The sequence below is a fragment of the Acidiferrobacteraceae bacterium genome, from assembly GCA_037388825.1.
Classification (GTDB): Bacteria; Pseudomonadota; Gammaproteobacteria; order Acidiferrobacterales; family JAJDNE01; genus JARRJV01.
Genome location: JARRJV010000007.1, coordinates 1 through 12,339 on the forward strand (window position 1 = coordinate 1; position 12,339 = coordinate 12,339).

Consider the following 12,339-nt stretch of genomic DNA (forward strand, 5'->3'; position numbering starts at 1 on the left):
GGTCCTCCGGCGGGCGGGCATGGAAGACGGTATTCGGCTCCAGCGTCAGCTGGTACCAGGACAGGTGCGTGGGCCGCAGCGAGGCGGCCGCGTCGATATCAGAAAGGGCGCCCGCGACGTCCTGGCCGGGCAACGCATACATAAGATCGATATTCACGTTATCGAAGCCGGCATCCGCAGCCTCGCGCGCCGTGAGGCCGATATCTTCGACGCCGTGGACGCGACCCAGGGTTGCAAGCTTGCCGGGATCGAATGACTGCGCACCAATCGACAGGCGATTCACGCCGGCGTCGCGATAGCCCCCGAGGTCGTCGCGTTCAAGGCCACCCGGATTCGCTTCCATCGTGACTTCGATATCGTCCGCCCACGCAAGATGCGATCGCGATACCTCCAGCAGCCGGGCGATTTCGTCCGCACGAAACAGGCTCGGCGTGCCGCCGCCGAGGAAGATGCTGACCAGTGGCCGGCCGTCGGCCCTGTCCGCTTCCGCTTCGAGATCCGTGCAGAGAGCGTCGAGGTAACGGCGCCGCGATGCATCGTCTCCGCCCGCGTAGGAATTGAAGTCGCAATAGGGGCACTTGCGCACGCACCAGGGCAGGTGCACATACAGCGACAGCGGTGGCGGGGCGGACAGACCGATCATGCTACGGCACAGATGGGGCGGGCCCGGCAGTATACCAAGCCCGGAGGACCCGTGTGCCGCCCCGCCCGGGGACGGGCGGGGACTGGCCGGGTTGATCTAGGCCTGGCCACTCACGGCGGGAGAAGGAATGAGCTCGACAGGCCTCGCCTCGGTGCCGTCCGCCATGGGGATTGAGGAACATTCGAGGAAACTGCGCGCCGTGCAGGTGCGGCACACGTCCTTGTCCAGTTTCTGGAAGATGGCATGGATGGCAGCCGACTTGCCGCGGAAAATATTCCTGGGATCGATCTTGTCGATGGCGTGACATTCCTCCAGCGATTCCCACAGGCCCGACTTCACATTGATAAAGTAGAGGCCTCCACCTTCCGCGCGGCGACGTTCGGCCTCGGAGGCGAGCACATCGGCGCCGGCAAGGTCGACGAAGCCGATCCCCTGGGCGACGATGGCCAGGTGTTTCTGGTGGGGATGGTCCTGCTCGAGTTCGGAGAATTTCTCGCGGATGTAGGCTACCGAGCCAAAGAACAGGGAACCGTCCACGCGCATGATGTGCAGCTGCGGGCATTCCTGCAGATGTCCACCCTCGCTGGAGAACTTGCGGTTGGGCAGGCTCGGGTCAGGGACGCGCGTGACGATGCGTGGCCGCGATGCGCGCATGAGGTAGACGAACAGGGACAGCAGGATGCCCGCGAGAATCGCGAACTCCAGGTCCAGGAACAGGGCCGCGAAAAAGGTGACGAAGAAGATCGAGCGCTCCGAATTGTTCGAGCCCAGGATGTGCTTGATCGCGGGGATGTCGATCAGACCCCAGGCAACGATGAACAGGATGCCGGCCATGGCCGCGTTCGGCAGGTAGGCCACAAGCGGCGCAATCGCCAGCACGATGAAGATCTCGAGGAAGCCGGCGGTCATGGCGCTCATGGGCGTCTTTGCGCCAGCCTGGTAATTGAGGCTGGTGCGGTTAAACGAGCCCGTGGCGACATAGGCGGAGAAGAAGCTGCCGGCGATGTTGGACAGGCCCTGGCCGATGAATTCCTGGTTGCCGTCGATCAACTGGCCGCTGCGGATGCCGATGGCGCGACCGATGGATACGGCCTCCGTCAGGGCGAACAGGGTCATGGCCAGTGCTGCCGGCGCCAGTTCCTTGATCGTGTGCATGGAAAAGTCCGGCATGGAGATCGGCGGCAGGGTCTGGGGCAGCGCGCCCACGGTCTTGATGGCCGTGTGATCGTTTCCGTAGTACAGGTTCATCATGATGCTGACGAAGGTGCCGGCAAACAGCGCCACGATCAGGAACGGAATCTTCGGGTAGCGGTACTTGATGAACAGTCCGCTTGCCAGGGTCACCATCGCGATGATGGTGACATAGCCGTTGATGTTCGGGATCTGCAGCCAGAAGTGATGCAGGGTCTCGTGCAGGTGGCCGCCGCGGGGAATGGCCACGCCGAAGAAGTTCTTCAGCTGCTTGCTCGCAATCAGGATCGCCGCGCCGGTGGTGAAGCCGACCACCACCGAGTGGGAGATGAAGTTCACCAGGGTGCCCATGCGTGCCAGGCCCAGGGTCAGTTCGATCACCCCCACCATGAAGGTCAGCGTCAGGGCCAGGCCGATGTATTCCGGTGACATGGGTTCGGCCAGCACGCTCAGGGAAGTGAGCAGCACGATGGACGCGGCCGTGGTCGGGCCGGACATCAGGTGCCAGGACGACCCGAAGAAGGCGGCAATGATGGGCGGGATCATGCCCGCGTACAGGCCATACTGCGGCGGCATGCCGGCGATGGAGGCGAAGGCCACCGCCTGCGGGACGACGACAATGGCCACGGTTAGGCCGGAAAGGAGATCGGCGCGTATGGTTTGGGCGCTGATGCGATGTTTCCAGCGCAGGACGGGAAACATGCGCAACTGCCAGGAGGCGTGTCGGGATTCGGACATGGGTATTCCTGTTACTTTGAGTGTTCGATTTCGGTCAGGGCGTGAACGGCGAGCCGGTTGCCCGCCCGCGCAGAGCGCTTCAGCCACATCAGTTCTTTCTGCCGGTCGCGGATGACGCCCCAGGCGCCGTCACGGTAACGCATGGCCAGCTGGTACTGGGCCACGGGATCACCCGCTTGCGCGCGCCCGGTCAGGGAGGCGCCGGTCTGGCTGGCGAGGGAGCCGTGTTCCACCGTGTTCCAAAGGGCCAGCAGCGCCCTCAGGCTGTCGTCATTGGAGCGCTCGGCCACGGCGGACAGGGCGTTGTCTCCACGATGCAGGTCTTCCTCGGGCAGGCCACGTTCGTGGTACAGGCGCTGCAGGTCTCGGCGCGCGAGCGTGTCGCCGCGGTCGGCCGCGGCGCGCAGCCATTCCAGTCCTTCGCGGTCTTCGCCGCGCGCGAGCAGGGCCTCACCCAGGTGGGCCTGGGCATCGGGGTTGCCGCCACGGGCTGCCAACCGCCACCAGTGCAGGGCCTGCGCCGTATTTGTCGTGGAGTAGGCATTGGCCAGGGCATCGGCGGCGTAGGCATCATTTGCCTCGGCCGCGGCCTTGAGCCAGCGCATGCTGGCCACGGGATCGAGGCGCAGGCCGTAACGGCCGTCGCGGTAGGCCAGTCCCAGCTCCAGCTGGGCGCCGGTATCGCCGGAAGCGGCGAGATGCTTGAGCCACGCGGCGTCGCGCGCCGGGGAGACGGCGGCGTAGGCGGTGGCGGCAATGATCAGGGTGGAAACGAGGACCCAGTGTCTGGGCCGGATTTTGCGGATGGGCCGTAAAATTCGCACGGTCGGTCAGTCTCAGCTTCTGGTGGTTGCGGGATTGCGCCCCGCCTATTGCAATCCATGGGCCAGGATTTGCGCGGGTCGGTTGCGGTTGCGACAAGCAGAAAGTTATTGCAGATCAAGTAATTGAGAGCATTGACGTTCCTTTTACATACAAAGGCGTAACATTCGGAGCTACAAATTTTGAAGGGACCCACGTGATTTGTAGTTTCCTCGACGCCTTCCATCTCAACCATCTGCAACGAAAGATCGTGCTGGTGGTGGTGCTGATCATCCTCATCCCCATGGTGGTGACCAGCACCTTCTCCGCGTCCTGGATCGCCACCCGCATGGATGCCTCCATCCATCGCTGGATCACGGAGGCCGCCGAGGTGGACCGCAATTGGCTCGCGACCGTGAATCAGAACGGGCGCCTGTTCGCCGATGTGCTAAACGAGGTCACCCATGGCCAGCCGCGTTTTGCCGCCGGGCGCTCGCCCATCCCCTCGCGGCTTCAGCCGATGGCGCGGCAAATGGGCATTACCCTGGTACAGGTGTTCGATCCCGGCGGCCGGCAGATCTATTCTTCGCCCAAGGCGACGCTGGATACCTCCTGGACCAAGGGGCAGTCGGAGGCCGTGCTCAAGGTCAGTACCGGGGACAAGACCATGCTCGCTGCCGTCAATGTGCTGCGCTACCCGCGCAATCAGGCGCGCCACTACCGCGTGGTCCTGGGCACCCTGTTCGACAAGGAACTGCTCGGCCGGCTGGATCATTTGAGCGGCCTCAAGACGCGCCTGTTTTATCCCCGCGACGGTGATTTCGCCAAGGCATTTTCCGAGGAAGGCCGGCCGCTAAAGCTGCGCCTGCCGCCGGCGGCCTTTGAACAGCTGAAGAGGCAACAGCCCTATTACAGCGACAGTGCGGAAAACGGTCGCTACTGGGGGTTGTACACGCCGGTCGCCGATTCCAACGGGCGCGTGGAGGCGGTGTTGTTCAGCGGTCTGGCTCACCACCGTGGCGACACCCTGATTACGGACCAGACCTTCCTGATTGTCCTGATCATAATATTGGGTGGCGTGCTCGCCGGGGTCACAGGCCTGTTGCTGTCACGCCTTATCGCACGGCCGGTGGAAGTCCTGCGCGACGGCGTCATGCGTGTCGCGTCCCAGGATTTCCGCGCAACCTTGCCCGTGAGTTGGCGGGATGAACTGGGCGACCTGGCGCGCGCCTTCAACGGCATGGCCGATTCCTTGCGGGAGGCGCGCGATGAGCAGCGGCGCGAGTTTCAGCGTGACAAGATCGCTGCCCTGGGTGAGTTGTCCCTGGCCATGGCCCACGAGATCCGTACCCCCATCGGCGTGATCAATACCGCCGCCAAGCTTCTCGACAGCGCCGGCGTGCGCGGTGACCGGGAGGAACTGCAGCAGGTGATCCGTACCGAAAGCGTGCGCCTGGACCAGTTGCTGAAGGACTTCCAGCAACTGGCGCGCCATCGCAAACCCGAGTTCAGTCGCATCGACCCGCGCGAGCCGCTGGAGCGCGCCCTGCAATTGATGCTGGCCGGCCATGACGACATTCGCGTGCAGCGGCGCTATACCCATGACGATCTGCGCATCTCCGCCGATCCGGAGCTGGTGCAACAGGCCTGGGCCAACCTCGTACGCAATGCCATCGAGGCCATGGGCGACAAGGGCGAGTTGCTTGTCGGTTCCGCAGTCGAGGACGAGGAACTGGTGCTGTACCTGCAAGACAGCGGACCCGGAATTCCGCCCGAGCTCATGACCAGGCTGTTCGAGCCGTTTTATACCACCAAGAGCCACGGCAGCGGTTTGGGTCTGACGATCGCCACTACATTGGTCGAGGCCAGCGGCGGGCGGCTGGAACTGGTGCCGGAGACCCGCAGCGGGGCGCGGTTCGCCATGCGTTTCGCCATCGTGGAGGCACACCAATGAAACGCACGGTACTGGTGGTCGACGATGAGCGCACCATGCGCATGTTCACCAAGGTGGCCCTGGAAGGGGCGGGTTATCGCGTACTGACTGCGGAAAGCGGTGAGGCCGCCATTCCCATGCTGCGTGACCCGGATCTGGATGTCGTACTTTCGGATCTCAAGATGCCGGGCATGAGTGGCGAGGAACTGTTGGGACGTTGCCGCACCGAGTGTCCCGACGTACCGGTGATCGTGGCCACCGCCTTTGGATCCATCCGCTCCGCCATCGACTGCATCCGCCTGGGCGCCAGCGATTATCTGACCAAGCCCTTCGAGACCGAAGAGCTGGAGTTCGCGGTGCAGAGCGCGATCCGCCTGCGTGATCTGGTGCGCGAAAATCGCCAGCTGCAGGCCCAGGTCAGTGGCGCGCGCGAGCGCTGGCGCTTGCTGGGCGACAGTCCGGCAATGCGTGCCCTGGACGAGGAGATCAATCGCGTCGCGCCCTATCGAACCAATGTCCTGATCACCGGCGAAAGCGGTACCGGCAAGGAGGCGGTGGCACGCAGCATCCACGAGACCGGGCCGCGGGCGGAGCGGCCCTGGGTGGCCATCAACTGTTCCGCCATCCCGCGCGATCTGATGGAGAGCGAACTCTTCGGCTACGTGAAAGGTGCCTTCACCGGTGCGGTGCAGAACCGCCTGGGCCGGCTGGAACAGGCCAATGGCGGAACCCTGTTCCTGGACGAGGTCGGTGATCTGGATATGCCGCTGCAGGCCAAGCTGCTGCGTGTGTTGCAGGAACGGGAGTTCTCACCCGTGGGCAGTGATGCAATCCGGCGGGTGGACGTACGTGTAATCGCCGCCACCAACCGTGACCTCAACGCAATGGTGCAGCAGGGAACGTTCCGCGAGGACCTCCTGTATCGACTGGACGTCTACAAGATTCATGTACCACCCCTGCGCGAGCGTACAAGCGATATTCCCCTGCTGGCGCGGGCCTTCCTCGCCGCCTTCCGTGCCGAGATGGACAAGCCGGTCCAGGACTTCAGCGACGAGGCCATGCAGGCCCTGGTCGAATATGACTGGCCGGGCAATGTGCGCGAGTTGCGCAATGCGGTCGAGCGATCGCTCCTGTCCTGTCGCGGGGATCGCATCGAGTTGCGCGACCTGCCGGACAAGGTCAGCACCCGTGGCCGTGACGGGGAGGAAGATGGCGACGGATTCCCGGAGTTTGGTGCGGGCGGATTGACCACCTGGCTGGAAGATGCCGAACGGCGCCACATCGTCGCCGCGCTGGAAAAGACCAACGGGGTTCAGGTCCAGGCCGCGCGCCTGCTCGGCATCAGCGAGCGCAGCCTTTGGCACCGCCTGAAGAAACTGAATATCCGCGTCAGTCGCGCGGTACGTGACTAGGCGATCTGGCTGATTCGGTTGTGGCGTCCGGCCGGGATGGTGCCTTCGAGTGGATCGGCGACGATCAGGACAGTTGTTTTACGATTTCACCGCACCTGCTTTTTATTTCGGAAACAACCTTGCCCTTGAAGTTCGCGTCAGCAATTGACTCGCATTCACGGAGAACTTCAAGCAAGCCTTCGCGGGTGTCCGGCGCGCTCCGCAGCCTGGCTACCAGTTGCAGTCCGTCGGCGCCCAAAAGGCCGGAGATAACCGCGGCCAGTTTGGCTTTTACGATGCGGGTCTTGAGCGCCTGCTTCTCCGTTGTCGGCGCCGGTTTGGCATTTTCCTTGACTGCTTCATCGAGATCGCGCAGCAGAGCACTGCAGATTGTGGAAATCGAGTCGAGCTGTTCTGCGCTGACAGCAGATTCAATCATTGCATGGCATTGGCCCACCGTATCTCTGAGGGCCTCCGGGGTGTTTGGAGCGGAGCGGATGCGATCGATGACCGGCGGTGCCTGGTCGCCCAGCACCTCCTCTGCGGTGACAATAATTGTCTCTTTCGTTAGCTGAATGATCTGGTCTAGAGATGGATCCATTGTCGATACCAATTGGTGAATGTGTGGAGAAAGATCAGCAGCCTCCATGCCCGGGGCCGGAGCCATTCTGTATCGAGTTCCGGCAGCTATGAGGATGGATCTGCGTTTGGCTGAGTATTTGCTTCGATTGTATTGAGCTCGCGAGCAGAAATCTGAGGCACTACTAATGTATAGCACATCCAACGGAGGACGCCGCCTTGGGACGGGTTCCGGTCTCTGTATTGGTGCCCGGGAGTCCACTGGTCGCGAAGAGGAAAGCACGCGCGTTATTGGCCTGGTGAATGTATCGGCCTTGATGCTTTCTGAGGCCGATCGACGCCGGACAGGCACCGGCTATCCCGGGCATTTACATTCGTTTTCCCCTCTCTCCCGTTTCGGTAGACTGGGCATGGATTCAACAGCAAGGATCGTGACGTGCTTGGCAACCTCAAAGGCAAGGGTCTGCGCGAGCGTTATCACCGCGAGGTGAACCGTCGTCTGTGGCTGGTCAATGTCGACCAACTGCCGCGCCTGAAGCGGTGGGCTGTGGTGTCGCTCCGTATTGCCCACGCCGTGTTTCGGGAACTGCTCGACGGGCACCTGAACCTGCGCGCCATGAGCCTGGTCTACACTACGCTGTTGTCGCTGATCCCGTTGCTGGCCCTCGCTTTTACCATCTTCAAGGCCTTTGGTGCCTACCGGTACCTCGAGCCACTTCTTGCAAACACCCTCGCCCCCCTGGGCCCCAAGGCCAATGAGATTGTCAGTGGCACCATCAACTTCGTCGCCAATGTAAAGGTCGGTGTCATGGGGGCCGTTGGTGTGGCAATGCTGCTGTATACCTCCGTTTCCCTGATGCAGAAGATCGAGCGCTCCTTTAACTACGCCTGGCACGTGCGCTATCACCGGCGGCTGATCGATCGCTACCGCGATTATCTTGCGGCTCTGATGGTTGGGCCCGTGCTGGTGGTGGTCGCTTTCGGTATCACCGCCAATATCCTCGCCAACACCTTCGTGCAAAAGCTGTTGGCCTTCGCGCCCGTAGGCGCCCTCTATACAATGGTCACGACCTTGTTGCCGTTCCTGCTGGTCGTCGCCGCATTCACGGTGTTCTACGTGCTGATTCCAAATACACGGGTGAAGCTGCGCGCGGCTTTTGCCGGTGCGTTGTTCGCTGCCTTGATGTGGGAAATCGTCGGCCGGGTATTCACCGCCTTCATCGCTGGCTCCGCACGTTACGACATCGTCTACTCCGCATTGGCGGGCCTGATCGTGTTCATGGTGTGGATCTATATCTCCTGGTTGATTCTGCTGGTCGGCGCCGTGATCGCCTACTACGTACAGAATCCGGAACATCTTGCCGCCGGTGAACACGAGGTGCGGTTGAGCAACGTCCTCGCCGAGCGTCTGGCCCTCGGCGCCATGTACCTCATCGGTCAGCGGTACTACGATCAGGAAAAGCCCTGGACCGTGGACGACCTCGCTCATCATTGCCACGTACCGGCCGATGCGATGGCCTCGGTAATCGAGCCGCTGGAACATCGCGGCCTGTTGGCGCGCACCGACGACGATCCGCCGGCCCTGTTGCCGGCAACACCGCCCGACACCACACCGGTCAAACGCATCCTCGATGCCATTCGCAGCGACCGTGGCGGTGGTGCCATCACCCTGGCGCGCATCCCGACCCATCCACAGGTGGTGAAGCTGTTTTCCGAGGTCGACGCGGCCGTCGATACCATGTTGCACGACCGGACGTTGAAGGATTTGGTTGAAGCAGGATCTGAGACGGGCGAGAGCCCGTCTGGCGAGACAAGTTAGTTGGGTTCGCCTGCGGCGAGCTAACTGCAAGTATGCCGGTGGCTGACCGGCAGCAGGTTACTTTCTCTTGCTTGTCCAAGAGAAAGTAAGCAAAGAGAAGGACACCCCGGTCGCTCACCCGCTATCGCGGGTCCCCTGCGCTCCTCGTTCGGACCGGGTGCTCGGGAACTCGCCGGCCGGGAACACCGCCCGGCTCGGGCTCGACACCCCTCGCACTTGTTCCGGTCCTCACTGCGGTGCTCGGTGAGCTCCGACGGGGATGAAGAATTCCGAAGACAAAAGAACGCCTTCTCTTGCCTGAACCGGCGGCAAATAGTCATGCAACGAAGGAGCGCCGCAATTCGGTGCCGGGGTTGATAGCCTTGTTAGGCGCCGCTCTTGGATTCGCTATTTCGGCGAAATTCGCCCGGCGTGACAACGGTGTCGGACCATGCCGTAACGCCACCCGAGCGGATGTAGCGACGAAGGACCCCTTTTTCTGGGTATGACACGTTGGAAATGAAACTCGGATACTTGGAAGGCCCGCCGCGGCGCTCGTTCAGGCGAGAGTGCAAAATAAATTGGCCATTCCAACCTGCGACCTGTCCGACCAAGGTCCGCAATACCTCCATCTCTGAGTCCAACGAAATGCGATTGGCAGGGACGTGCTCATGAAATACTTCAACTACGTTGCCCTCTTCGTATTGCTGAACGCGGAAGCACTTTTCTTTGCGGCTTAGCATGGGACAAATCTTGTATTCTTCGTACATGGCGCCTGATTTTGGGTAGAGGTCAGATCGCTAGCGGTCGACTGGGCTGTTTTGCCATGCATAGTAGCATCTGCTTTGACGTGGTTTGAAATCGTTCAGCAGCAGGCACGCAAGATTCCCGTGTTCGTCGTTGAGCCTGATTTTCTGTCTTTTCTAGCGACTTCGTTCGCGCCGAGCATCGCAAGGAAAAACCGCCAGGCGCGAATCCCTGTTCGAGCCCGAGCCGGGCGGTTTTCCCGGCCGGCGAGTTGGATGAGCGCCCGCGGTTTTTTCGAGAAGCGCAGGAGTAAGCGAACGCAGGAGCAAAATGGTTTTGGTGACTTTTGCCGTAACAAAAGTCACCCGGGGGTGCAGGGGGCGGAGCACCCCGCTAGCAATCGCCGCAGGCGACAAGAAACAAACTGGATTCCCGCTTCCGCGGGAATGACGAGTACGGGGGCGGAACCCCGCTGAGTAGCCTTTCAACTCGCCGCAGGCGACAACCCACCCAAACGAGTACAATAACGTTCCCTGGCGCCGACCGGGCGCCACCTGACCAACCGTATGGAGGATCTGCCATGAGAATCTGTGCGCTATTGCTGTTCAGTCTGTTCGCCGCCAGCGCGGTCGCCGCCGAACCCCCCTATGTGAAGACCCGTGTCTTGTCCGTGGAATCGGCCAATGCCGTGGCCATGGGTGCAATTCGGGCGTGTACCAAGGAGGGCTACCAGGTCGCGGTCGCGGTCGTGGATCGCAACGGGAACCTGCTGGCGTTCATTCGCAATCCATTGGCTGGAGGTCACACGATCCAACTTGCAAAGGACAAGGCCTTCACCGCCGCGACCCTGCAGGGATCGACCCTGGAACTGGGACGCAGCGTGAGATTCCTTCAGGGTGTGAAACACATCAGCACCATCGGCGGCGGCGTAGCCATCAAGGCCGGCGGCCAGATGTATGGTGCCGTCGGTGTGTCGGGCGCGCCCATGAAGAAGAAGCCTGGAGATCTGGATGATCATTGTGCCCAGGAGGGCATCAAGGCCATACAGGAAGAATTGGAATTCGCTTCGTGACTGAATAGGCAACAGCACGAGAAGACTTGTTGTTGCTCGGAGCGGTTGCGACGAGTCTCGCAACGGTGTGGTGGCTGGTGTATCCGGCTCTGGAATCTAGCCGTGTATGCCAGCCTCGCGCAGGGCATCGAGCAGTTTGCGCAGCGCCTGACCACGATGACTAAGGCGGTTCTTTTCTTCCGCAGGCAATTCAGCCGAGGTGCAGCCGCGATCCGGTACGAGGAACACCGGGTCGTATCCGAAGCCGCCGCTGCCGCGGGCCTCGGTCAGGATTCGGCCTTCCCAGGTTCCCTGGCAGATGATGGGGGTGGGGTCGTTTCCGTGGCGCATGTACACCATCAGGCACTGGAAACGGGCGCTGCGCTCTTCTTCCGGTATGCCTTCCAATTCCTTCAGTAACTTGTTCAGGTTCTCCGTGTCGCCCGCGCCCTTGCCAGCGAAGCGCGCGGAATAGATTCCCGGTCTCCCTTCCAGGGCATCGACCTCGATTCCGGAATCGTCGGCGATGGCCGGCAGGCCCGTGAGCGTCGCCGCGTGGCGCGCTTTGAGGATGGCGTTCTCGACGAAGGTCAAGCCGGTCTCCTCCGCCTCGGACACGTCGAATTCGGATTGCGGTACGACGTCGAGTTCGAGCGGCGCAAGCAACTGCCCGATCTCGCGCACCTTGCCCGGGTTGTTGCTGGCGAGGACGATGCGTGCGCTCAAGATCAGAGCCCCAGGGCCTGACGCTGTTGCGCGATCAGCTGCGCCGTTCCCTTGCGTGCCAGTTCGGTCATGGCCAGCATCTCTTCCATGGTGAAGGTCGCGCCTTCGGCCGTTCCCTGGATCTCGATGAAGCGACCATCCTCGGCCAGCACGAAATTCATGTCGGTCTCGGCGGTGGAGTCCTCGTCATAGTCCAGGTCCAGTACCGGTGTACCCTTGTAGATGCCACAGGATACGGAGGCGACCAGTCCCTTGAGCGGATTGGGCTCAATCAAACCCTTTTTGCGGATGCCCTCGATGGCATCGACCAGGGCGACACAGCCGCCGGTGATGGAGGCGGTGCGGGTTCCGCCATCGGCCTGAATTACGTCGCAGTCCACGGTGATGGAGCGTTCGCCCAGGGCCCCGAGATCCACGGCGGCGCGCAGGGAGCGGCCAATGAGACGCTGGATCTCCATGGTGCGTCCGCTTTGTTTTCCGCGGGCGGCCTCGCGTGCCATGCGCAGGCCGGTGGAGCGGGGCAGCATGCCGTACTCCGCCGTTATCCAGCCCTGCTGTTTGCCCTTGAGAAAACCGGGAACTCTCTCCTCGACGGTCGCGTTGCACAGCACGCGGGTGGCACCGAACTCCACCAGTACCGAACCCTCCGCGTGACGGGTGTAGTGCCGCGTGATGCGGATGTCACGCAATTCATCGGGTGCGCGTCCACTCGGTCGCATGATGACTCCTTGGATTCTTGTG

Annotated in this window: 11 protein-coding genes; 4 read left to right on the plus strand and 7 right to left on the minus strand. The window is 62.1% G+C overall.

The features are described 5' to 3' along the window. From hemW to P8X48_02160, 3 genes are all read right to left on the minus strand, one after another. Positions 1-643 (minus strand): radical SAM family heme chaperone HemW (hemW, locus tag P8X48_02150; GenBank protein MEJ2106116.1); only part of this gene is annotated, 643 nt, incomplete at its 3' end. Between the two features lie 96 nt (positions 644-739). Next, positions 740-2,572, minus strand: a complete 1,833-nt coding sequence (locus P8X48_02155; GenBank protein MEJ2106117.1) for a SulP family inorganic anion transporter — start codon at positions 2,570-2,572, stop codon at positions 740-742. A gap of 11 nt (positions 2,573-2,583) precedes the next feature. After that, a complete protein-coding gene (locus tag P8X48_02160) occupies positions 2,584-3,396 on the minus strand; it encodes a hypothetical protein (GenBank protein MEJ2106118.1) in 813 nt (270 codons plus the stop codon). Positions 3,397-3,590: 194 nt separating this feature from the next. Between P8X48_02160 and P8X48_02165 the strand changes: the two genes are divergently transcribed. Both P8X48_02165 and P8X48_02170 read left to right on the plus strand, forming a co-directional pair. Then, positions 3,591-5,327 carry a HAMP domain-containing sensor histidine kinase gene (locus P8X48_02165; GenBank protein ID MEJ2106119.1) on the plus strand — a complete coding sequence of 579 codons (1,737 nt, stop codon included), beginning with the start codon at positions 3,591-3,593 and terminating at the stop codon, positions 5,325-5,327. Continuing rightward, positions 5,324-6,718 carry a sigma-54 dependent transcriptional regulator gene (locus tag P8X48_02170; GenBank protein MEJ2106120.1) on the plus strand — a complete coding sequence of 465 codons (1,395 nt, stop codon included), beginning with the start codon at positions 5,324-5,326 and terminating at the stop codon, positions 6,716-6,718. The genes P8X48_02165 and P8X48_02170 overlap by 4 nt, the downstream gene beginning before the upstream one ends. Positions 6,719-6,782: 64 nt before the next feature. Here P8X48_02170 and P8X48_02175 read toward each other — a convergent pair whose 3' ends face one another. Continuing rightward, positions 6,783-7,364: a hypothetical protein gene (locus tag P8X48_02175; GenBank protein MEJ2106121.1), complete on the minus strand. Its 582-nt coding sequence runs from the start codon at positions 7,362-7,364 to the stop codon at positions 6,783-6,785. Between the two features lie 348 nt (positions 7,365-7,712). On the opposite strand from P8X48_02175, the gene P8X48_02180 reads away from it, so the two are divergent. After that, positions 7,713-9,095 carry a YihY/virulence factor BrkB family protein gene (locus P8X48_02180; GenBank protein ID MEJ2106122.1) on the plus strand — a complete coding sequence of 461 codons (1,383 nt, stop codon included), beginning with the start codon at positions 7,713-7,715 and terminating at the stop codon, positions 9,093-9,095. 365 nt (positions 9,096-9,460) lie between these two features. Here the strand turns inward: P8X48_02180 and P8X48_02185 are convergent, their stop codons facing one another. Then, complete coding sequence (locus P8X48_02185; GenBank protein ID MEJ2106123.1) at positions 9,461-9,844, minus strand: hypothetical protein; 384 nt, start codon at positions 9,842-9,844, stop codon at positions 9,461-9,463. A 557-nt stretch (positions 9,845-10,401) separates the two neighbouring features. Here P8X48_02185 and P8X48_02190 point away from each other — a divergent pair. After that, a complete protein-coding gene (locus tag P8X48_02190) occupies positions 10,402-10,893 on the plus strand; it encodes a heme-binding protein (GenBank protein MEJ2106124.1) in 492 nt (163 codons plus the stop codon). A 96-nt stretch (positions 10,894-10,989) separates the two neighbouring features. Here the strand turns inward: P8X48_02190 and rdgB are convergent, their stop codons facing one another. Next, entirely contained in the window at positions 10,990-11,598 is a 609-nt protein-coding gene (gene rdgB / locus P8X48_02195; protein MEJ2106125.1) for an RdgB/HAM1 family non-canonical purine NTP pyrophosphatase, read from the minus strand. A gap of 2 nt (positions 11,599-11,600) precedes the next feature. Further along, entirely contained in the window at positions 11,601-12,317 is a 717-nt protein-coding gene (rph, locus tag P8X48_02200) for a ribonuclease PH (GenBank protein ID MEJ2106126.1), read from the minus strand. Positions 12,318-12,339 lie beyond the last annotated feature (22 nt).

Excerpts from the sequence above, each read along its gene's own strand:
- P8X48_02155 (MEJ2106117.1), bottom strand. The coding sequence starts at position 2,572 with ATGTCCGAATCCCGACACGCCTCCTGGCAGTTGCGCATGTTTCCCGTC.
- P8X48_02170 (MEJ2106120.1), top strand. The coding sequence starts at position 5,324 with ATGAAACGCACGGTACTGGTGGTCGACGATGAGCGCACCATGCGCATG.
- P8X48_02175 (MEJ2106121.1), bottom strand. The coding sequence starts at position 7,364 with ATGGCTCCGGCCCCGGGCATGGAGGCTGCTGATCTTTCTCCACACATT.
- P8X48_02185 (MEJ2106123.1), bottom strand. The coding sequence starts at position 9,844 with ATGTACGAAGAATACAAGATTTGTCCCATGCTAAGCCGCAAAGAAAAG.
- P8X48_02190 (MEJ2106124.1), top strand. The coding sequence starts at position 10,402 with ATGAGAATCTGTGCGCTATTGCTGTTCAGTCTGTTCGCCGCCAGCGCG.
- rph (MEJ2106126.1), bottom strand. The coding sequence starts at position 12,317 with ATGCGACCGAGTGGACGCGCACCCGATGAATTGCGTGACATCCGCATC.